20 protein-coding genes are annotated in these 21,958 nt (G+C 37.3%); 15 read left to right on the forward strand and 5 right to left on the reverse strand.

Going from position 1 to position 21,958, the window contains the following annotated elements:
* Positions 1–242 precede the first annotated feature (242 nt).
* The 5 genes from clpB (at position 243) to BAZ10_RS19205 (ending at position 3,763) form a co-directional block, all read left to right on the forward strand.
* On the forward strand, positions 243–2,837 hold the full coding sequence (gene clpB / locus BAZ10_RS04215; protein ID WP_078770995.1) for an ATP-dependent chaperone ClpB: 2,595 nt from the start codon (positions 243–245) through the stop codon (positions 2,835–2,837).
* Positions 2,838–3,014: 177 nt separating this feature from the next.
* Positions 3,015–3,191 (forward strand): hypothetical protein, encoded by a 177-nt coding sequence (locus tag BAZ10_RS18980; protein WP_165689682.1) that lies wholly within the window; start codon positions 3,015–3,017, stop codon positions 3,189–3,191.
* Between the two features lie 17 nt (positions 3,192–3,208).
* Complete coding sequence (locus tag BAZ10_RS18985; RefSeq protein WP_165690089.1) at positions 3,209–3,385, forward strand: hypothetical protein; 177 nt, start codon at positions 3,209–3,211, stop codon at positions 3,383–3,385.
* A gap of 17 nt (positions 3,386–3,402) precedes the next feature.
* On the forward strand, positions 3,403–3,549 hold the full coding sequence (locus tag BAZ10_RS19200; RefSeq protein WP_223200215.1) for a hypothetical protein: 147 nt from the start codon (positions 3,403–3,405) through the stop codon (positions 3,547–3,549).
* A gap of 10 nt (positions 3,550–3,559) precedes the next feature.
* Complete coding sequence (locus tag BAZ10_RS19205; protein ID WP_245803742.1) at positions 3,560–3,763, forward strand: hypothetical protein; 204 nt, start codon at positions 3,560–3,562, stop codon at positions 3,761–3,763.
* A gap of 49 nt (positions 3,764–3,812) precedes the next feature.
* Here BAZ10_RS19205 and BAZ10_RS04225 read toward each other — a convergent pair whose 3' ends face one another.
* From BAZ10_RS04225 to BAZ10_RS04235, 3 genes are all read right to left on the reverse strand, one after another.
* Positions 3,813–4,646 (reverse strand): endonuclease/exonuclease/phosphatase family protein, encoded by an 834-nt coding sequence (locus tag BAZ10_RS04225; protein ID WP_078770997.1) that lies wholly within the window; start codon positions 4,644–4,646, stop codon positions 3,813–3,815.
* 46 nt (positions 4,647–4,692) lie between these two features.
* Positions 4,693–6,630, reverse strand: coding sequence for a M1 family metallopeptidase (locus tag BAZ10_RS04230; protein ID WP_078770998.1), 1,938 nt, complete (start codon positions 6,628–6,630; stop codon positions 4,693–4,695).
* An 89-nt stretch (positions 6,631–6,719) separates the two neighbouring features.
* On the reverse strand, positions 6,720–8,858 hold the full coding sequence (locus BAZ10_RS04235; protein WP_078770999.1) for an alpha-N-acetylglucosaminidase: 2,139 nt from the start codon (positions 8,856–8,858) through the stop codon (positions 6,720–6,722).
* A 392-nt stretch (positions 8,859–9,250) separates the two neighbouring features.
* On the opposite strand from BAZ10_RS04235, the gene BAZ10_RS04240 reads away from it, so the two are divergent.
* Complete coding sequence (locus BAZ10_RS04240) at positions 9,251–10,282, forward strand: zinc metalloprotease (protein ID WP_078771000.1); 1,032 nt, start codon at positions 9,251–9,253, stop codon at positions 10,280–10,282.
* 73 nt (positions 10,283–10,355) lie between these two features.
* Here the strand turns inward: BAZ10_RS04240 and BAZ10_RS04245 are convergent, their stop codons facing one another.
* The gene (locus tag BAZ10_RS04245) at positions 10,356–11,237 is read right to left on the reverse strand and encodes an SDR family oxidoreductase (protein ID WP_078771001.1); all 882 of its coding nucleotides are present in this window, start codon (positions 11,235–11,237) and stop codon (positions 10,356–10,358) included.
* Between the two features lie 127 nt (positions 11,238–11,364).
* Between BAZ10_RS04245 and BAZ10_RS04250 the strand changes: the two genes are divergently transcribed.
* Positions 11,365–13,659: a GH92 family glycosyl hydrolase gene (locus BAZ10_RS04250; protein WP_078771002.1), complete on the forward strand. Its 2,295-nt coding sequence runs from the start codon at positions 11,365–11,367 to the stop codon at positions 13,657–13,659.
* Positions 13,660–14,211: 552 nt separating this feature from the next.
* Here BAZ10_RS04250 and BAZ10_RS04255 read toward each other — a convergent pair.
* Entirely contained in the window at positions 14,212–15,546 is a 1,335-nt protein-coding gene (locus BAZ10_RS04255; protein ID WP_078771003.1) for a dihydroorotase, read from the reverse strand.
* A 155-nt stretch (positions 15,547–15,701) separates the two neighbouring features.
* Between BAZ10_RS04255 and BAZ10_RS04260 the strand changes: the two genes are divergently transcribed.
* The 8 genes from BAZ10_RS04260 to ribA all read left to right on the forward strand — a co-directional run bounded on the left by BAZ10_RS04260 (position 15,702) and on the right by ribA (position 21,917).
* Complete coding sequence (locus tag BAZ10_RS04260) at positions 15,702–17,129, forward strand: oligosaccharide flippase family protein (RefSeq protein WP_078771004.1); 1,428 nt, start codon at positions 15,702–15,704, stop codon at positions 17,127–17,129.
* Between the two features lie 2 nt (positions 17,130–17,131).
* Positions 17,132–17,572, forward strand: a complete 441-nt coding sequence (gene dut / locus BAZ10_RS04265) for a dUTP diphosphatase (protein WP_078771005.1) — start codon at positions 17,132–17,134, stop codon at positions 17,570–17,572.
* A 75-nt stretch (positions 17,573–17,647) separates the two neighbouring features.
* Positions 17,648–18,451 carry a DUF4292 domain-containing protein gene (locus BAZ10_RS04270; RefSeq protein ID WP_078771006.1) on the forward strand — a complete coding sequence of 268 codons (804 nt, stop codon included), beginning with the start codon at positions 17,648–17,650 and terminating at the stop codon, positions 18,449–18,451.
* Positions 18,448–20,001: a murein hydrolase activator EnvC family protein gene (locus BAZ10_RS04275; RefSeq protein WP_078771007.1), complete on the forward strand. Its 1,554-nt coding sequence runs from the start codon at positions 18,448–18,450 to the stop codon at positions 19,999–20,001. Before BAZ10_RS04270 ends, BAZ10_RS04275 begins: the two co-directional genes overlap by 4 nt.
* A 37-nt stretch (positions 20,002–20,038) precedes the next feature.
* A complete protein-coding gene (locus tag BAZ10_RS04280) occupies positions 20,039–20,233 on the forward strand; it encodes a twin-arginine translocase TatA/TatE family subunit (protein WP_009089111.1) in 195 nt (64 codons plus the stop codon).
* A 3-nt stretch (positions 20,234–20,236) separates the two neighbouring features.
* Positions 20,237–20,854: a DUF4254 domain-containing protein gene (locus BAZ10_RS04285; protein WP_078771008.1), complete on the forward strand. Its 618-nt coding sequence runs from the start codon at positions 20,237–20,239 to the stop codon at positions 20,852–20,854.
* Positions 20,847–21,317: a hypothetical protein gene (locus tag BAZ10_RS04290; RefSeq protein WP_059325006.1), complete on the forward strand. Its 471-nt coding sequence runs from the start codon at positions 20,847–20,849 to the stop codon at positions 21,315–21,317. The genes BAZ10_RS04285 and BAZ10_RS04290 overlap by 8 nt, the downstream gene beginning before the upstream one ends.
* A gap of 6 nt (positions 21,318–21,323) precedes the next feature.
* Positions 21,324–21,917, forward strand: a complete 594-nt coding sequence (ribA, locus tag BAZ10_RS04295) for a GTP cyclohydrolase II (RefSeq protein ID WP_034870683.1) — start codon at positions 21,324–21,326, stop codon at positions 21,915–21,917.
* The last annotated feature ends 41 nt before the right edge of the window (positions 21,918–21,958 follow it).

Here is a 21,958-nt window from a genome sequence, read left to right on the forward strand (position 1 = left end):
ATTCGGAAAATTTGGCTCAAAATTAACATTTTCGAAATTTAGAACCGGAAAATTTGTCCTAATTTTATGAATAAATCAAAATAGAACACATTTTGAGTACAAAACACCAGAATTAAATGATTAAACCGAAATCTGAGATTTGGTATAATACGCATCAAAACTCAAGCACTTGCTGAGGCGATCCGGGAGAGCCAAATCTCAAGTTTCAAACCCAAAAGAATAAATTACAAAAAATATCAAATATGAACTTAAACCAATATACCGTAAAATCACAAGAAGCCATTCAGGCTGCACAACAAACAGCTTTGGAATTTGGCAACCAGAGTATTGAACCTCAACATTTACTTGAAGGAATTTTTCAGGTAGATGAAAATATATCACCTTTCCTTTTAAAAAAATCTGAAGCAGATGCTGCTTTAGTAAGGGAGAGAAACCGTGAAAGCATAGAAAGTCTTCCTAAAGTTCAGGGCGGAAATATTTATCTTTCTCAGAATGCAAATAAGGTATTGCTGGATGCTCCTAATATAGCAAAGAAAATGGGAGACGAATTCGTAACCATTGAGCACCTTTGGTTAGCATTAATCGAAACTAACTCACCCGTTTCTCAAATGTTGAAAGATATGGGTATTACCCGCAAACTATTGGAAGGAGCAATTAATGAACTTAGAAAAGGAAGCAAAGCCACATCTGCAAGTTCAGAAGAAACCTATCAATCGCTAAACAAATACGCTAAGAATTTCAATGAATTAGCTGCTGAAGGTAAATTAGATCCGGTTATCGGACGTGATGAAGAAATCAGGAGAGTTCTTCAGATCTTATCCAGAAGAACCAAAAATAATCCTATTCTGATTGGAGAACCAGGTGTTGGTAAAACAGCAATTGCTGAAGGTATAGCACACAGAATAATCTCCGGAGATGTACCGGAAAACCTGATGGATAAGACTTTATATTCATTGGATATGGGTGCATTAATCGCCGGAGCAAAATACAAAGGTGAATTTGAAGAGCGTCTGAAGTCTGTTGTAAATGAGGTTATAAAATCTGACGGGCAAATCATCCTTTTCATTGATGAGATCCATACCCTTGTAGGAGCTGGAGGCGGAGAAGGTGCAATGGATGCTGCTAATATCCTAAAGCCTGCATTGGCAAGAGGAGAACTTAGAGCTATAGGCGCAACTACACTGAGTGAATATCAGAAATACTTCGAAAAAGATAAAGCTTTGGAGCGTCGTTTCCAGAAAGTTATGGTGGAAGAACCGGACACTGAATCTGCAATTTCTATCCTTCGTGGTATTAAAGACAAATATGAAGCCCATCACAAGGTGAGAATAAAAGATGAAGCTATTATTGCTGCTGTAGAAATGTCTCAAAGATATATCTCTGATCGTTTCTTACCGGATAAAGCTATTGACCTTATTGACGAAGCATCTGCAAAATTAAGAATGGAAATCAATTCCAAGCCGGAAGAATTGGATGTTCTGGACCGGAAAATAATGCAGATGGAAATTGAATTGGCTGCTATTTCCAGAGAAGGAAATCAGATAAAAATAGATCATCTGAAAGAAGATTTGGCCAGAATAAATGAAGAGCGTAATACTATAAATGCCAAGTGGCTAAAAGAAAAACAAAAATCTGAGGATTTAACTCAGATCAAAAAAGATATTGAGTCATTGAAATTAGAAGCTGAAAGAGCTTCCAGAACAGGTGACTATGCAAAAGTAGCTGAAATCCAATATGGAAAACTTCGCGAAAAAGAAGAAGAGCTAAGCAAAATAGAACTCGAAATGCAAAACCACCAGAACGAACTGATAAAAGAGGAAGTTACTGCAGAAAATATTTCGGAAGTTATTGCTAAATGGACAGGTATACCAGTAACTAAGCTGATCCAGTCTGAAAGAGAAAAGTTACTTCACTTAGAAGATGAACTTCATAAAAGAGTTGTCGGACAGGAAGAGGCTATCCAGGCAGTATCGGATGCTATCAGAAGAAATCGTGCCGGGCTGAGTGACGAGAAAAAACCTATTGGCTCATTCTTATTCCTGGGAACTACAGGTGTGGGTAAAACAGAGCTGGCAAAAGCTCTGGCAGAATTCCTTTTTGATGATGAAAACAATATGACCAGAATCGATATGAGTGAATATCAGGAACGTCATAGTGTTTCCAGATTAGTTGGTGCTCCTCCGGGATATGTAGGTTATGACGAAGGTGGACAATTGACGGAAGCTGTAAGAAGAAGGCCTTATTCTGTTGTTCTTCTGGATGAAATTGAAAAAGCTCACCCGGATGTGTTTAATACTTTACTACAGGTATTGGATGATGGGCGCTTAACAGATAACAAGGGGCGTGTGGTAAATTTCAAAAACTCAATTATCATAATGACTTCTAACCTTGGATCTCATCTGATACAGGAAAATTTCGAAAACCTTACTGATGAAAATCACGAAGAGGTAATTGAGAAAACAAAAGATGAAGTTTTTGATCTTCTAAAACAAAGTCTTCGTCCGGAATTCCTGAACAGAATTGATGAAGTAGTATTATTCCAGCCTTTAAGTAAAAAAGAGATCGGAAAAATTGTACAATATCAGTTAAGAGGATTCAATGAGATGTTAGCAAAACGTAATATCATTATGACAGCTACTCAGGATGCAATCGATTATCTGATGAACAAAGGTTACGATCCTGCATTCGGAGCAAGACCTCTAAAAAGGGTAATCCAACAGGAAGTACTGAATAAACTTTCCAGAGAAATTCTTGCAGGAAATGTTAATGATGGTGACAGAATTACATTAGACTACTTCGAAGAAAGTGGGTTGGTATTCAGACCAACTGACCAGTAAAAAAACATTTTTTCATATATCATATTTTATTTATCGGATTACGCCGCAGGCATTGCTTGCGGCGTAATCTTTTATCTATTAAACACTTAACAATAAAAATATTCAATACATAAACATGATAAATATCATATTTTTACTATATTAGCATTTCATCAAATAACAACCAAATATTTAATTATGAAAAAATTAAAAAGAAATTCACTGAAAGCTATTTCAGGAGGAAAATTAGACTGCTATTGCCAAAGAGTTATTTATCAAGACGGTTCAACAAGTGGAGATTGTGCTACCGACACTTGTACACAAATAAGTATTGCATGTTTTCAACAAGAGTGTCAACCAGCTCCAATAGAATAACCTAAAATCAACCTATCATGAAAAAGTTAGTAAGAAGTTCTTTAAAAACAATTTTAGGAGGCAAACTAGATTGCAGATGTGTCCGAATTATTTATCCTGACGGATCAACAAGTGGAAATTGCGCTACTGAAACCTGTACACAGATAAGTTTTTCTTGTGCACAATCAGAATGCTGGCCAACACCTATTGAATAATCAAAAATAAACCCATCATGAAAAAATTAGTAAGAAAAAGTTTAAAGCAAATTAGTGGCGGAGCTGCTATTACAGAATGTCAGGAAGATATGTCCTGCCCTAGAGGACTATGCTGTAGTACAGGTAATATTTGCAGAGATCCAAGAAGATATATGTGCATTTAATATTTCGGATATGAAAGACAAATTATTAAATCCATTAAAAAGGAGTACATTAAAGGAAATCATCGGAGGAAAATTAGACCCAATACCAGGCTATCCGGTATGCATGCTTATAGCAGATGATGATGGCAACATTCTAGATGATAAAGTTTGCCCAGCCAGAACCTGCTGCAACTCAAACAATGAATGTGTTCCTTTACGCTTAAATCAATGTTAAACACAAATTCTATTTTATAAAAGAAACGCTGCCATTGGCAGCGTTTCTTTTATTTTTCAAACTTCAATTCCGCAAGTACCGGAAAGTGATCCGAGGGATAAAGCAGATTTTCTCTTCTGTCATTGATATGCCTTTGTGATAAAACTCTGAAGCCTTTCACAAAAATATAATCGATGCGGTCTTTAGCCGGAACATTTATATTAAAGTCCTGAAATGTTCCTTTCGGGCCATATTGCTTTTTTTCGCTATTGTAAAAAGAATCCTTCATTTCACCAGCAATAATCTTCAATGGCTCCGTCTCTTCTGTTAGATTGAAATCTCCGGAAAGTACTACAGGATAATTTTCCTTATTCAGTTCTTTCATTTTCTTCAAAATTAGCTTTGAAGACTGTTTTCTGGCTTCATTCCCGATATGATCAAAATGCAGATTGAATGCCCAGAATTTCTTTTGGGTTTTCAGATCCTGAAACAGTGCATAGGTACATATTCTGTTTAATGCAGCATCCCAGCCTTTTGAAGGTCTATCCGGAGTTTCCGATAACCAGAAAGTACTCCCCTGAAGTTTTTTCAGTTTCTTAGTATCATAAAAAATTGCAGAAAACTCGCCTTTGTCTTTACCATCATCACGACCAACACCAATATAATCATAGTCAGCCAGTCCATTTTTGATATCCTTCATCTGTTCTGGTAAAGCTTCCTGAACACCTAATATTGCAGGATGGTAGTAATCCATAAGATGCAAAGTTTCTTCTTTACGATTCTTCCACGAATTATCTTTATCCGAATCTGTAGACATCCGTATATTAAAGCTCATTACTTTTAGTTCTTGCCCAAAAGCTGATAAGGACAATCCAAACACTAATCCTAAAAAAATATTCTTCATTTATTTCTCTTTCGTAAATCTGTAATTCCTTTGATTCTTATCTGACCTACCCTTTCCAAACATTATTAGAAGGATTGATGTCCGGGAAGTTTCCATCCGGATCAATAATCACAGATTGTATCTCTTTTGTCGTCGGAACTTTAAATGTCCATTCTGTATTTCTTCTCCAGATTTCTACAGGTAAAGACATATCCTGCTGGCTTCCATCTTTAAACTGAATTCTCAAATCTACAGGCATTGGCATTTTCTCAAGATTCTGAATAGTTATTACAGCACCTTTAGTATAGTTGTTATCCACATATTTAACACCTGAAATAGCCTGATCCAGTTTCCAGTTATTCTGGATCCAGCTTCTCCAGAACCAACCCAGATCTTCTCCGGCTACATTCTCCATAGTACGGAAGAAATCATCCGGAACCGGGTGCTTATAAGCCCAACGGTTAATATATTCTCTGAAAGCTTTATCAAATCTCTCCTTGCCTATTACATTGTTACGCAAAATCTTAAGTGCTGTTCCTGGCTTGTAATAAGCTAAAGCACCAATACTAGATTCCCTCATCGCATCTGGAGGTGTATCTACAGGCTCCAGTTTATCACTGAACAGATATCCGGTCATACCGCGTGCAGAACCTTTTCTATAGTATTCTCCATTATTGAAAGCCTCTGTAGAAATACCATTGATAAATGTATTGAAACCTTCATCCATCCACGCATGCTTTCTTTCATTAGATCCTACAATCATCGGGAACCATGTATGTCCAAATTCATGGTCAGTTACCCCCCACAGTCCGGCACCTTTCGATGTATATTTACAAAATACAATCCCGGGATATTCCATACCATTTGTTATACCTGCAACATTCACTGCATTCGGATAAGGATATTCGAACCATTGCTTAGAATAATGTTCAATAGAAGCTTTTGTGTATTCTGTAGATCTGCTCCACGCACCCTGTCCGTCGCTTTCCACCGGATAAGCAGAAATAGCTAGTGACTTTTTACCGGAAGGAAGATTAATTTTTGCTGCATCTAAAATAAATGCCGGTGATGCTGCAAAAGCAAAGTCACGGCTTTGTTTCATCTTAAATTTCCAGGTTTTATTTCCGCTTTTAGCTGTATTTTCTCCTACCTCTGAAGCTGAGCGAATCACTACAGCTTTTTCACTATTTTTAGCATCGTCCCATTTTTTCAACTGCTGAGAAGAATATACATCTTTAGGGTTTTGCAGTTCTCCTGAAGCGACAACATAAAAATTATTTGGGGCAGTAATCGTAACATCAAAATCACCATATTCCAGATAAAACTCTGAAGGTCCTAAATACGGGACCGTATTCCAGCCTTTAATATCATCATATACCTCAACACGAGGATACCACTGTGCCATTGTATAAATCTTACCATTTTTCGTTTTCAGATACCCCATTCTGTCTGCTCCGTCTTCCGGAGAAACAAAAGAATAATCGACCTTAACTTTTACAGAACCTCCGTTAGATTTCAGTTCCTTAGGCAAGTCTACCTGCATTCTGGTATCTGTAATTGTGTATTTTACTTCTTTACCATCTACTTTTACCGACTTTATAGTATAACCGCCCTCAAAATCTGAGTTACTTGATCCATATCTTGAGTTGTTAAGCGGAATCATTGCGCTACCACGGGATTCTTTTTTGAATAAATTCTGATCGAGCTGAAACCAAATATATTTCAGTTCATCCGGACTATTATTGGTATATTGAACTTCGGCACTCCCTGTAAAAAGATTTTGGGCATCATCTAAAGTTACATTTAAAACATAGTTAGCATGGTTTTGCCAGTATTTAGTACCCGGCTGGCCACTTGCTGAACGAAACTCATTACCATTATAGGTATAGAAAGGCTCTTTAAATGCCTCTTTATAATCATAATTTGAAGCTTGCTGAGCACTCAAATTTGATACAGCTAAGAAATACGCTGAAATTGTAAAGATCTTAACAATATTTATTTTCATATATTAATTTTCCTCTAAAATTATGGAAGTTATTCTGTTACAACAAATTTTAAAAAAGAATTAAGTAAAATATAAAAACCGTTAATTCTTTATTTCAGAATTTTCTCCTGTAATAATTTCATTTGAGAAGTATTTGTTTTCTTAGGAGCATACATATCCTTTCCTTTAGACCACTCTACTTCCATATTATAAAAAATTGCAGGATCAGTAATTACACCCGCTTGTGCCTTTTCAATAAATACTTTCCATCGATTATAATATAAGGAACCCAATAAGCCATTCCATTCTTTATGAGCATAATCTCTAAGATCTGTTTTAGGATTATTATCCGGTCCCCAATAAGTAAGCTGGGACTTGGCATTAAACATTACATTTTGAGCATCCGGAAGTTTTTTCCCAAAGCGCTCTGCCTCTTTCAGCCACCTGTTTAAAGTAAAATGTACATTATTTCCCAAAAGTATATCCTGAGTAGAAATCATATCCAGAAACTGAATTCCTGATTTCTGAATATCTGAAGCCTTTTTTGCATTAATGGCTTTTATCAGTTCATCATAAACAATATCTCCTTTATTGGCCCATACCTGTCGCAGAAAATCTATTTTATCCGTCTGGTAAGTCTCCGAATCTTTAAAATCAGCGTCTGCTTTTACAAAGACCTTCACGGCATCTTTGAATCGGCTTTGATCGTAATTTCGTTTTCGTGTACCCCATGAAGATACCGGATTAACATTCAGAGAAGGCCTTGCACAATAAATACTTTCCGATGGTCCTTCCTGATACACATCGGGACTGCTATAAATAGTCTGTGCAAATTCTTTCCATGCCTGTATTACATTCTGATTTTCCTTACCATATCTGTATTTAGTATATTCAGTAAGCCATTCGTCGAGGGCAGGTTTCTCATTATACCATGCTATATCCAGCATAAGATCGTACGCTACAGGATTATTAAAAATACCTTCCGGAATAATTCCTACCCCTTTTAGATTCGCACCGTAAACACTCTCTTTAGCTCTGAAAACCTCATCCAGAAAACGCTGCAATTTGCCATACAATCCGTTTTTCTCTCCGAAGTTACTCACATTAGACCAGATAAAACTGGTTCCTCCATATCCTTTTCTTTTTTCCCAATTAGCGGTATTCTCTCCAAAGAGCTCTATAATAAGTGTATTTTCTTTTTTCAGTCCCGCTAACAAACCATCTGATGGATTTTGCTGCCAACCCTGCAGAACCCAGGTACTGTTAGGGTAGTTTTTCTGCATAGAGGACTGAATATTTTCCGCTACATTTCTCAGATTCAGTCCATTGGTTTTTCCTCCTTCATGAAATGGCTCCCCTCCGAAATAATGAATATCTTTTCCATACAGATTTTTCATTTCAGTATAATAGGTATCTGCAATTTTGGAAAACAGTTTTGTTGTAGGATCTAAAATCCCCGGACGCTGAAATCCTCCTGCCCATTTCCCTTGCTCTATCACTTTTGCCTCATTTATTTTATTCTTCAGATCATGTGGCACCATTCCATAGAACCCCTGCAATATTGGTTCAATGCCCAACTCTTTCATTCTTCTCAAAATCTTTTTCTGAAGTTCTGCCTGCTGATTCATCATATCCACACTTACAGGGCCGCCCCATCCTTCAAGATTTCCCATAAGCCACCATGCCGTGAAAGCAGGTCCCGGAACAAAAGCTTTTGCTTCAGCATCTGTATAACCCAGCTTTAGTAAAGTATTATACCATACTAATTCTGTTCCCACTGGCGCTAACATTATATTGACTCCATTCAGAGACATCCAGTCCAATTCTGTTTCCCAATCCTCCCAGGTATAAAAGCTAAAAGAATAGTTAATGGTACAATAATTCAAGGCATAACGATACGGAACCAAAGAAGTCTTTTTCAGTAAAGGACTAACTATCGGAAGCTTATTTATATTTCGGATATTATTTCCAAAATGAGAAACACTCTGATGCGCATAATGCTTTACATACCAGTCTAGTCCTCTGGATGCTGCGCTGGCCGATGATGCAGAAATATATAATTGATTATTTCGCGTTTCTAAGGTAAAAACATCTGCATCCTTTTCTTTTGGAATAGACTTCAGAATTAACTTACCAGCAAGCCAGGGAAATTGTCTTTGCGCAAGATTATTCACAGATTTAAAATCCTGAGCCAGGCATAGCTGGCATATATTCAGCACGAAAATGAGTGCAGTTAAAAGAGATTTCATATTGGTTATTAAGTTTTTATGGTTATCAAAAATAAAAAAACTTGTTCAAAATAAACTTACTAACATTTTAGAGCCTGCTTAAATCACATGTAAAATGGCTGTATATCGTTATTTATTGATACCCGATATTTTTTAACTATTCTGACTCACAAAAGTGATTGAAAAAAAATATCAGATAATTTATCTACTTTTTTTCTGTTAAATTTTAGATAATTTATGTTCAAAATTATTTCTTCCAAGAAATACAATAATACCATAAAAACAAAGAATAGTATAAATAATCTATACATATACATTGATATTTTAAAACAATTATACGGTAAATAACATTTTTTAAGACATTGTATTGAAATTTCTATATATTCGCTAGACTAAATCAATCAAATTTTATTATGAAGAAATTATTCTTAGGAATGACAGCATTAGTTATGCTTGCTTCCTGTAAAAATGACCCTGAAACTGAGATGCCGGCAAACTCTCAGAACCAAACAACACTTAATGCATCTACAGATGCAACTGCAAGACTTTGTCCATCAGAAGAAATCAGACAAAACTTGCTACAAACAGATGCTAGCGCACTTCGTCGTTATAACAGCATCGAAGCTATGTCGGCAAATTTCGAAAAACAAGCAAGTACAGGCAGACAACTTAGCGGCATGGCTGTTCTTCCGGATGGCACTGTGGAAATACCTGTAGTTTTCAATGTTATTTACAAAACTACAGCCGATAATCTTTCTGACGCTATTCTACAGGAACAAATCGATATCCTGAACAAAGACTACTCAGCTACAAACTCAGATATCACAAAAATTCCTTCAGAATTCCTTCCAGTAGCTGCCGGAGATGTAAAAGTAAAATTCAAATTAGCAGCTGTTAACAGAAAACAAAGCAGCAAAAGCAGCTGGAGCTATACAAACGATGCAATGAAAAAAGCATCGACAGGTGGTATAGATGCAACAGCCCCTTCTAAAAATCTTAATTTCTGGATTGTAAACACAATGCCTTCTCCTCAAGGTGAAATCTTGGGTTATGCTACATTCCCGGAATCTGCCGGTTTATGGAATGATGGTGTTGTATTAGGCCGCAGATATGTAGGTAAAACTGGTGCCAGCGCTCCATTCAACCTTGGAAGAACTGCGACACACGAAATCGGACACTATCTTAACCTAAGACATATCTGGGGGGACGGTTCCGGATGTGCTACTGACTATTGTGATGATACTCCGGTACAACCAAGTGCAAGCACTGGAGATCCGGTATATCCAAAATACGGAACTTGTGGCGGCGTACAACGTTCATTAATGTTTATGAACTATATGGACTATTCTAACGATGCTTCGCTTTATATGTTTTCTGCAAATCAGAAAGCACGTATGCAGGCAACTACAGCATCTAACGGACCAAGAGCAGGTTTAAGATCTTAAAAAAATATAACACGGCTTCATAAAAAAATCGGGATTTTACAATCCCGATTTTATTTTATCTAATCCAAAAAGACTAGCTTGATTTTTTTGCTTTTATCATTGCTTCCAACTGATCCCACATTTCCTGTGGAATAGCTTCCAGCATATTGAATTCACCAGCTCCCTGCAACCATTCACCACCATCTATTGTAACAACCTCTCCATTGATATATGCGGAGAAATCAGAAACTAGATAAGCCGCAAGGTTTGCTAATTCCTGGTGATCTCCTACCCTTCTTAACGGAACTTTTTTTGTCATATCAAATTTTTCTACAAGATCTCCCGGCAACAATCTCTCCCATGCTCCTTTTGTAGGGAAAGGTCCCGGAGCTATTGCATTGAAACGGATTCCGTATTTCGCCCATTCTACCGCAAGGCTTCTTGTCATAGCCAGCACACCCGCCTTAGCACAAGCCGACGGCACCACGTAAGCAGATCCCGTCCAAGCATAAGTGGTTACAATATTCAAAACTGTACCTGGTGTTTTCGAATCTATCCAGTGCTTGCCAACAGAAAGTGTACAGTTTTTAGTTCCTTTTAGTACAATATCCAAAACAGAATCAAATGCAGAATGCGTTAACCGCTCTGTCGGAGAAATAAAATTACCGGCTGCATTATTCAATAAGACATCTATTTTACCAAACTCTTTCAGTACAGCTTCTTTCATCGCTTCTACCTCATCCCAGTTGCGGACATCGCAGGAAACACAAAATACTGTACCACCAGTTTCTGCTTCTAATTCTTTAGCAGTATTCTGAAGTTTTTCAAGATTCCTGGAAGTAATAGTAACTTTAGCTCCCAACTGCAGGAAGTATTTTGTCATGGCTTTTCCAAGACCACTTCCGCCTCCGGTTACTATGATAACTTTATCTTTCAATGCATCATCTTTCAGCATCGACTGTGTATATATACTCATGTTTTTCTTTTTGGTTAAAAATACTAAATTATTCAACGGGAAAATATATCAGATTTATTTTAACACCATGTTATAAATAATACTTCGGGAGTTTTATTTACTTTTATGTATTGAAAATCATTAACCAGTGCAAAAAACTAAATTTACCTTCCTTTTATTTCTTCTTGCTTATTTTGGAATCAATGGACAACAATTACAAAAACTCACTCCCTACGTTCATCCTCTAATCGGAACCGAAAAAATGGGACATACTTTTCCCGGTGCCACAGTTCCGTTTGGTTCGGTACAATTAAGCCCGGAAACTGATACAATTTCTTATGAGCTGAACGGAAAATATAATGGTGATGTTTATAAATACTGTGCAGGTTACCGGTATGAAGACAAAACTATTACAGGATTCAGCCACACTCATTTTAGCGGTACGGGCCATTCGGATTTAGGAGACTTTCTTGTGATGCCTACCACCGGAAAGTTAAAACTAAATCCCGGCACGGCTTCTAATCCTGAAAGTGGTTATCGTTCCCGTTTCTCTCATAGTGATGAAACATCTGAAGCAGGTTATTATAAAGTAAAGCTTCAGGATTATAATATACTGGCAGAACTAACTGCTACTACACGTGTAGGCGTTCATCGTTATACTTTTCCGAAAACCGACCAGGCACATATTATTTTAGATCTTATGGCCGGAATCTATAACTATAATAATAAAAATGTATGGACCTATGTTCGTGTAAATGATGACAGAACACTTACAGGCTATCGACAAACCAACGGTTGGGCACGTACACGTACTGTTTATTTCGCTATGAAGTTCTCTAAGCCTTTCAAGTCTTACGGACAAAAAAACTATGATGGAAAAAGAGTATATAACGGCTTTTGGAGGAAATTCGATCAGAGTAAAAACTTCCCGGAGATTGCAGGTAAGCAAATACGTATGTATTTTGATTTTAACACTCAGGAAAACGAAGCCATAGAAGTACAATTAGCTATATCACCAGTAAGCCAAGCAAATGCAATGGAAAATCTGGAAAAAGAAGCTGGAAATCTATCTTTTGATCAAATTAAAACAAAGGCACAGGAAAACTGGAACAAAGAGCTGAATAAAATAGTCACAAAAGGTACAGAAGACCAGAAAGTTAACTTCTACACTGCCATGTACCATACCTTTATTAACCCAACTATTTACATGGATGCTAATGGAGAATACAAAGGTCTTGATCAGAACACTCATCAGGCACAAGGCTTTACCAATTATACAACCTTCTCTCTATGGGACACCTATAGAGCACTCCATCCATATTTCAATATTATTCAGCCTAAGAGAAATGCAGATATGGTAAAATCCATGATGGCTCATTATGAACAGTCATCTCTCAAAATGCTGCCAATCTGGTCGCATTACGCAAATGAGAACTGGTGCATGAGCGGTTATCACAGTGTAAGCGTTATAGCTGATGCTATTATAAAAGGGAATTATACCGGCGATGCAAAAGCTGCTCTTATGGCATGTGTAGCGACTGCAAACAAACGTAATTATGAAGGCATTGGAGATTATATAGACAAAGGTTATATCCCGGCAGAAAAAAATGGAACTTCTGTTTCCAATACATTAGAGTACGCCTACGATGACTGGGCTATTGCTCAACTGGCAAAACATCTGGGCGAGACTGAAATCTACAACCAGTTTATAAAGCGTTCTGAAAACTGGAGAAATAATTTTGACAAGACTACAGGCTTTATGCGTCCCCGAATGGCAGATGGCAACTTCAAAAAAGAATTTGATCTGTTGAGCACTCACGGACAAGGATTTATAGAAGGGAATTCTTGGAACTATAGCTTTTTTGTACCCCACAATCCGGACGGATTAATCCAACAAATGGGTGGAAAACAAAAATTTGCCTCAAAATTGGATCAGTTATTTTCCATGCATCTTCCGGATGAGTTCTTTGCAGATACTGAAGATATTACCCGCGAAGGCATTATTGGCGGCTATGTGCATGGCAACGAACCGGCACATCATGTGGCCTACTTTTACAACTGGGCAGGACAGCCATGGAAAACTCAGAAGCAAGTCCGCCATATTCTGGAAATGCAGTATAAATCTACCCCGGATGGATTAGGAGGAAATGACGACACCGGACAAATGAGCGCATGGTATATACTAAGTTCTCTAGGCTTTTATCCTGTTGCACCAGGATCAGAAGATTATGCTATCGGAAGCCCGGCTATAAAAAATGCTGTTCTTGCACTGGAAAATGGAAAGAATTTTGAAATCGAAGCCATTGACCAAAGCCCGGGAAATGTCTATGTAAAAAAGATTCTTCTCAACGGAAAAGAGATTAAAAACTTTACTCTAAAACATTCGGATATTATGAATGGCGGAAAAATCGTCTTCTACATGAGCAATAAACCTAAGAAATAGCTTTCAGCAGAAAAAAGGCTTCTATAGTTTGGTTCGTCAGGCTCACTATAAACTCAGCTCAGCCCGATACCTGAGCTAAAGATGCTGAGTTCAACTCCGAACCAGATTATAAATTATTGAAGAGTACTAATGATAAAATATTTAATAAATCAAAAAATGCTCTATCCTTTAATCTTTTGATTTGCATTCTCACGTTTTTAATCTCTTTTCCATTGAGATTCACTTTCTTTATATAAGATAGCGTTCCTCCGGAACGCCGTGAATTTTCATAAATTATAATCTATGGAGAAAAAGCTCCTGATGGAGCTCCTCATTCATTATGATGAACTTTATTTCATAATATAAGAAATCAAAAAAAATGCTCTGGAGGAGCCTGATCTGTGTAAAAACAGGCATGTCGGAAAGTAAGTATTCCGGAAGAATACCATCTCACAGCAGGAATATTTTCTCTGTATCTCTCAGAATTTATAGCTGATCCTTTTTATAGTTAAGAAAACAATAAGCATGGCTGGAAATTTCTTCCGGTCATGCTTATTTATTAATCAATATTTTTTATGCTTCAAAAAGCAATCTTTCCCCAAACTTTCCTTCTGTAACTTTTCCGTTTTCAAAAGCCAATTGTCCGTTTACAAAAGTGTGCGTAACTTTCGAATGGAAGTTCGCACCTTCCAGCGGACTCCATCCACATTGATACAAAAGATTGTCTTTAGCTACAGTCCAGTTTTCATCCAGATCTACCAATACCAAATCGGCTTTATAACCTTCTTTTACATAACCACGTTTTTCTACTTTAAAGAGTATGGCAGGATTATGACACATCTTTTCCACAATCTTTTCCAAAGAGATTTTTCCATTGTGATAATTTTCCAACATTACAACCAATGAATGCTGTACCAAAGGTCCACCAGATGGGCATTTGGTATATACATTCTGTTTCTCTTCAAATGTATGTGGAGCATGGTCTGTAGCGATAACATCAATACGATCATCCAGCAGAGCTTCCCATAATCCGTCTTTATCCTTCTGCGTTTTTACAGCCGGATTCCATTTGATCAGAGAGCCTTTTGTTTCATAATCGTCATTGGTGAAAGTAAGGTGATGTACACATACTTCAGCTGTAATCTTTTTATCTTTTAACGGAATATCGTTTCTGAATAATTCTGTTTCTTTTGCTGTTGATAAATGGAAAATATGCAATCTCGCTCCGGTCTTTTTCGCCAGCTCAATAGCCTTGGATGAAGATTTATAGCACGCTTCCTCACTACGAATCAGGTGGTGGAATTTCATCGGAATATCATCACCATATTCGTCTACATATTTTTGAGTATTAGCTTTAATTGTCGCTTCATCCTCACAATGCACCGCAATAAGCATTTGGGTATTGCTAAAAATATTTTCGAGGGTTTCAGGATTATCAACCAGCATATTCCCTGTAGAAGATCCTAAAAACAATTTAATTCCCGGAACATTTCTAGGATTCGTTTTCAAAAGTTCCTCCAGATTATCATTGGTACCTCCCATCATAAAGCCATAGTTGGCATAGGCTTTCTCTGCTGCAATTTTGTATTTATCTTCCAGTAATTCCTGCGTAACAGCATTAGGAACCGTGTTGGGTTGATCTATAAAACTGGTAATTCCTCCAGCAACAGCTGCACGGCTTTCGGATTCAATATTTCCTTTATGTGTTAGCCCCGGCTCTCTGAAATGCACCTGATCATCGATAATACCCGGCAGTAAATATTTTCCTTTAGCATCTATTACCTGATCTGCTTCTGTTTCCGGAATATTTGCTGATACTTTGGAAATAATATCATTTTCAATTAGCAGGTCACTTTCAATAATTTGATTTTCGTTGACGATTTTGGCATTTTTTATCAGGACTTTCATCTGGCAGCAATTTATTTAATTATCAGATAAAACTTACCAACACTGCTGTGGAGGTTTGTTTCATTTTTATTTTTTTAGATCACAACAAATGTAAGGCTTCATCCTAAAAATAAGAAATCAAAATCTATTTTTATCTTTGCGGAAATTTTTGAGCTTTGTACAAGAAACTTTTAGGGCAAACTGTCATTTATGGAATAGGCGCTATAGCACCAAGAATTATACTATTTATCCTAAATCCAATTCTGATCTACAAAATTCAGAATGATGACTTTGCTATATTCACAAACCTTTATGCATTAATATCTTTTGTGAATATCATACTCTCTTTTGGGTTTGAGACAGCCTATTTCAGATTCTCGGCAGAAAAGGGCAATGAGAAAAAAACCTTCAATACTTCATTCTGGTTTTTATTCCTTACCTCTACTGTATTTCTTGGACTTTGTTATCTTTTCAATCAACCCATTGCCAATGCTCTGGGATATCATAATAATCCGGAATACATCAAATGGTTTGCATTAATTGCATTTTTCGACAACCTTTGTGTTATTCCTTTTGCATGGCTCCGTTACAATAATATGCCTGTAAAATATTCAGCAGTCCGGATTGTTCAGTCTGTCTTTCAGGCTATTTTTACAGCGGCTTTGTTCTTCTGGATTCCGGAAGCATTTTCAAGAAGCATAGGATTGGACCAACCTGTAGATTACCCATTCTTCAGTAATCTTGCGGCAAGTATTTTAGGGTTTGCATTATTACTCCCTATTGTAGCAAAAGTACGTCTCCAATTCGTCACCAGTCTATTTTCCAGAATGATAAAATACTCCTGGCCATTGATGTTGGCTGGACTGGCATTTATGTTTAATGAAAACTTTGATAAATCCATCCAAATCCAGTTCATTTCAAAAGAAGAAGCCGGTGCCTATGGTGGCTGTTACAAGCTTGCAGTTCTGATGACACTTTTTGTTACAGCATACAGAATGGGGATTGAACCTTTCTTCTTCAAGCAAATGGATAAGGGTGATGCTAAAAAAACCTATGCAAATGTGACTGAGTATTTCACATTCTTTGCGGCTACTGTAGCAATGGGAATCATCGCTAACATATCTTGGCTGAAAAGTATTTTTATCCCAAGCAAAACCTACTGGATCGCTATAGACATTATTCCGATTATTGTTATCGCCAATCTTTGTTTCGGTATTTATTATAATTTTTCCACATGGTATAAAGTTACAGACCGTACACAAATGGGAACTATCATTTCATGGACAGGAGCTATTATCAATATTGTATTCAACATTGTAGTATTAAAATATATGGGAAGTATGATAGGTTCTGCCTGGGTTACATTTGCCGCTTATTTTGTCATGATGCTTCTCTCATATTTTCTGGGTCAGAAATATTACCCAATTCCTTACAGAATAAAGAAAATGAGCTTCTTCCTTGTTCTACTAGGGGGATTCAGCATCATCATAGTAAAAGTTTTCAATTATAATTTTTGGTTAAGCAACCTTTTATTTATAATTTTCGCCGCAATTTTACTCTATAGTGAGAAAAAAATGATCCTTTCAAAAATAAAAAAGTCATAGTAATGAAAATAAAAGTAATTAATAAATCTAAACACGATTTACCAAAATATCAAACCGCACAATCAGCAGGAATGGACCTTTATGCAAATATCGAGGCTCCAATTACGCTGCAATCTCTGGAAAGAAGAATTATTCCAACAGGATTATTCATTGAGCTTCCGGTAGGATATGAAGCTCAGGTAAGACCAAGAAGCGGACTGGCTTTCAAAAACGGTGTTACCTGTCTGAACTCTCCGGGAACAATTGATGCCGATTACCGTGGAGAAGTTGGAGTTATTCTGGCTAATTTATCTAAAGATGAATTTATAATCAACGATGGAGACCGTATTGCTCAGCTGGTAATTGCTAAACACGAAACAGCAGAATGGATTCCGGTAGATAGTCTTGAAGAAACGGAGCGTGGCGCCGGAGGATTCGGAAGTTCTGGTGTTGCTAAAAACTAGTTTTCTGGTTTAGCATATTTTAACATTCACTATTTTTTTGGTCTGATTTTCGCCGGTAATTTTAAAACCTTCAACATGAAAAATCCAATTCTGTATATTCTTATCGCAGCATCTCTGGCATCTTGTGCATCCAGAAATATCGCAAAAGAAACTACACCTAAAAATACGCACGAATCTATAAAAGACAATGCGTCTTTTTTTTCACACATCCAGCAGCCATCAGCATTTGATGCTGTGAAAATCTCCAGTAAAATCAATATAGAAAACGGAAAATTTATTCCACAGCTCAATGCTGTTTTTTATATAGAGAACAATAAGAAAGTATGGGCCAACATTACAGCTCTTTTAGGACTAACAGGTGCACGCGGAGTCGCTACTCCGGAAGGTATTAAAGGTTATGAAAAAATAAACAGAACCTATATTGATTCCGACTTTACCTACCTGAATAATCTTCTGGGTGTAAACTTTATCAATTATCAGGCGTTGCAAAATCTATTAACCGGAAGAACCTTTGTCCCTGTTAATGACAAGGATTTCACCCTTACGCAGAATGCACAGGGCTATAGTCTGAAGTCAGTAAAACCGCAGGAGGTTACCGTAGACGGAAAGGTTTCTTCATACAATGTAAGTATAGATTACGATTCCGGGTTCAGACTAAACAAGGTGCAGATTAATGATGCTAAATCTGATAATCAGTTAGAAATTAATTATTCAGACTGGGTGAGTGCAAACAATGAAAACTTCCCTAAGAATGTTAAAATAATTATAAAAAATAAAAAAACCGATCAAATTTTGATCGAAAATACGACCTTTGATTTTTCCAGGATGGATACACCGTATTCTGTGCCGTCTAACTATACAAAGAAAGAGATTAAATGACACAAAAGAAGCTATACTTTCTCCTATTTTCCATCATAAGCTTAGGTGCTTTCGGGCAGCAAAAAGAAAAACTCCAACAACAGAATGCTGATCTTAAAAAGCAAATTGCCACTCTAAATGCAGACCTGGCAAAGTCCCAAAAAGAATCCCGTCTTTCTGTTGCTTATTTGCAGAACCTGAACCAGAAAATTGGTTTGCGTGAGAAACTGTATACCAATACCCAGAAGGAGAAACGCTTCATAGAAGATGACATCTACAGACGCCAACTGGAAATCAATAAATACAACCGCGAATTAGGTGTTCTTAGAAAAAACTATGCTGATATCCTTGTAAAAGCATATAAGAACAAAGGTGTACAAAATAAGGTAACCTTTATCCTTTCTTCTAAAAACTTAGGAGAAGCCTTAAGAAGAATTCAGTATCTAAAACAATATTCAGATTTTCAGGATAAAAAAGCAGCTGAAATTACAGATAAAACCAATCAGGTAAAATCAACTGTTGCATTACGCGAGAAATCTAAAAAAGATAAAGAGATTCTGATGCTTAATCAGCAAAAAGAGCTTAAAACGATAAACGTTGAGAGAGAGCAAAAAGAAGTTCTTTTAGCTGAGTTTAAACAGAATGAAGCTAAGATTGCAGCTGAAATCCGCCAAAAACAGGTAGAGTCTAAAAAGCTTGAAGGCGAGATCAGAAGAATTATCAACGAGGAGATTCGTATTGCTAAGGCCAAGGCCGAGGCGGAAAGAAAAGCGGAAGAAGAGAGAAGACGTTTAGCCAGAATCGCGGCTGAAAAAGAGAAAGCTCGTATTGAAGCTGAAAACCGTGCTAAAGCTGAAGCTCTGGAAAGAGAAAGAAAGGCAGCTGAAGCTGAGGCAAGAAGAGCGGCTGAATTAGCAGCGAAAAAGGCAGCGGACGAAAAGAGACGTGCTGATGAAGCGGCAAAAGCTGAGGCTAATGAAAAAGCAACAGCTAAAAAACTAGCCGCTGAAAAAGAATCCCGCGAAGCAGCCGCAAGAGCCAAAGCTGCTGAAGACAGAGCAGAAGCAGCGAGAGACGCGGAAGCAAGGCTTGCAAAAGCAAGCAACGACGCCAAGAAAGCAGCGGAAGATAAGGTAATGAAAGATTATGGTGCAACCACTACATCAGGATCTAATTTTGCTGATAACAGAGGCCGTATGCCATTCCCTGTAAGAGGACAGATCACACACCGCTTCGGGCGTCAGCCGCACCCTGTATTCAAGAATATTCAGGAAGAAAACTCCGGAATCAAGATATCTGTACCTGCGGGTTCGGTTGCAAAATCTGTATTCCCCGGAGTTGTAACCAAAATATTATATGTTGGTGGTTCCAAAACCGTAATGGTAAGACATGGTTCTTACTTTACGATCTACTCCAACCTAAGTTCAGTATCTGTATCTCAGAACCAGCAGGTTTCTACAGGTACTCCGATCGGACAGGTAGGACTGGATCTGGATGGCACCTATACGCTTGAATTCCAGATCTGGAACGGAAACTCTCCGGTTGATCCACTTGGATGGATTTCGAACTAAATTATATTGTATCTTTGCAGAAATAAATAATCCAAAAATGAACAATTTAGCAATCATATTACAGCTATCTATTACCCATGTTCTTATTGTACTGGTAATTCTTCTATTGTTATTCGGAGGTAAAAAAATCCCTGAATTAATGCGTGGAATGGGGTCTGGTATTAAAGAATTTAAAGACGCGGTAAAAGAAGAGGATAAAAAACCTGAAAACCAGGATAACAAACAAGCATAAGATATGTCCCTGACAGAAACAGCCTGGGATATTTTCAATCAGTCTATTATCCAGTATCATATTCAGGATCATGTAGATGCACCCGAGCAAAATCCATTCTCAGAAGGAAGTTTGGAACGGCTTTTGTATTCAAAGAATTGGATCGATACCGTTCAGTGGCATCTTGAAGACATTATCCGTGATGAAAATATTTCTCCAGATGAAGCTCTTCTTATAAAAAGAAGAATAGATGCCTCTAATCAGAAAAGAACTGATCTTGTGGAATACATAGACAGCTATTTTTTTGAAAAATATAAAGATGTTCCGGCAAAAGCAGATGCGAAACTGAATACAGAAACTCCAGCGTGGGCCGTAGACAGGTTATCAATTTTAGCATTGAAAATCTATCACATGGACCAGGAGGCTAACAGAGAAAGCGCAAGTGTGGAACATCGCGAAAAATGTGCTGCAAAACTAGCTGTACTAAAAGAACAGCATATAGATTTGTCCTCAGCCATAGAACAGTTGCTTACTGATATAAGTAACGGATCGGTTAAAATGAAAACTTACAAACAGATGAAAATGTATAATGATGAGAGTTTGAACCCGATCTTATATCAGAAAAAACAGCAAAATGGCTAAAAAAAACATTGGTCTTTTTATACTTATCGGTTTGCTAAGTGTTTCATGTTCTGTTGAGACACTTAATTACGTATCCCGTTCGAATAAGGATCAAATGCCCAGTTCTTTGGTGTCTAATTTTGACAATCATTATGTCGAAAGTAAAGCAGCTTCAACTGAAATCAGTGTTGAAAAGGTAAAGTACGTGTCAGATTTATCTAATCTAATCACGGTATTTCCTAAATTTAAAAACTCGGCGGTAAATGCTGAAGTAAAAAAATTAAAGGCTGCAGTTCAGTCTTATATCTATGGTACCACGGAAGGCAATTCTAAACAGAAAAGACTAGCCTATCGTGATTATGCCACTTCATATAAGACTCTTCAGACGCTAAAAAAATATATGAATCGTGATGATATTGAGCTTATCGATCGTTATCTGACGAGGATAAAAGCCAATATCAATTCTTTAGAATACCTTAAGTAATTCAAGATGATCAAAATACAGGCGGAATCTAATGTCCCTACAGAATACGGACAATTCCGGATGATTGCTTTTGCTGAAAACGAAAATGACTGGATGCCTCACATGGCAATCGTAGCCAACAATACAGACCTTAGCCAAACCGTAAATGTAAGATTCCACTCCGAGTGTATTACGGGTGAAGTTTTCCACTCCAGGAAGTGTGAATGCGGACAACAGCTGGATGCTGCAATGCGATACACAAATGAGCATGGCGGCGTTATTATTTATCTTCGTCAGGAAGGTCGTAACATAGGTATTATCAACAAGCTGAAAGCTTATGCTCTTCAGGAGAAGGGTCTGGACACAGTACAGGCGAATCTTCAACTGGGTCTTCCGGCTGATGACCGGGATTTTAGTGTTGCTATAGAGATACTGGATCTTCTAGGTATAAAATCTATCAATCTGATTACCAACAATCCGTTAAAAATAAAAGCGGTGGAAGAAAGCGATATAAAACTTGTAGACAGAATCCCTTTACAAATGGAGGCTACACAAGAAAGCAAAGACTACCTCAACGTAAAGAAAACATACTTTGGCCATTATCTGGACGAGCAAAAGTAATCCGTTTTTTTCGCATAAAATATTGTAAATTTGTTCATATA

It is taken from the genome of Elizabethkingia occulta (genome assembly GCF_002023715.1).
GTDB lineage: Bacteria > Bacteroidota > Bacteroidia > Flavobacteriales > Weeksellaceae > Elizabethkingia > Elizabethkingia occulta.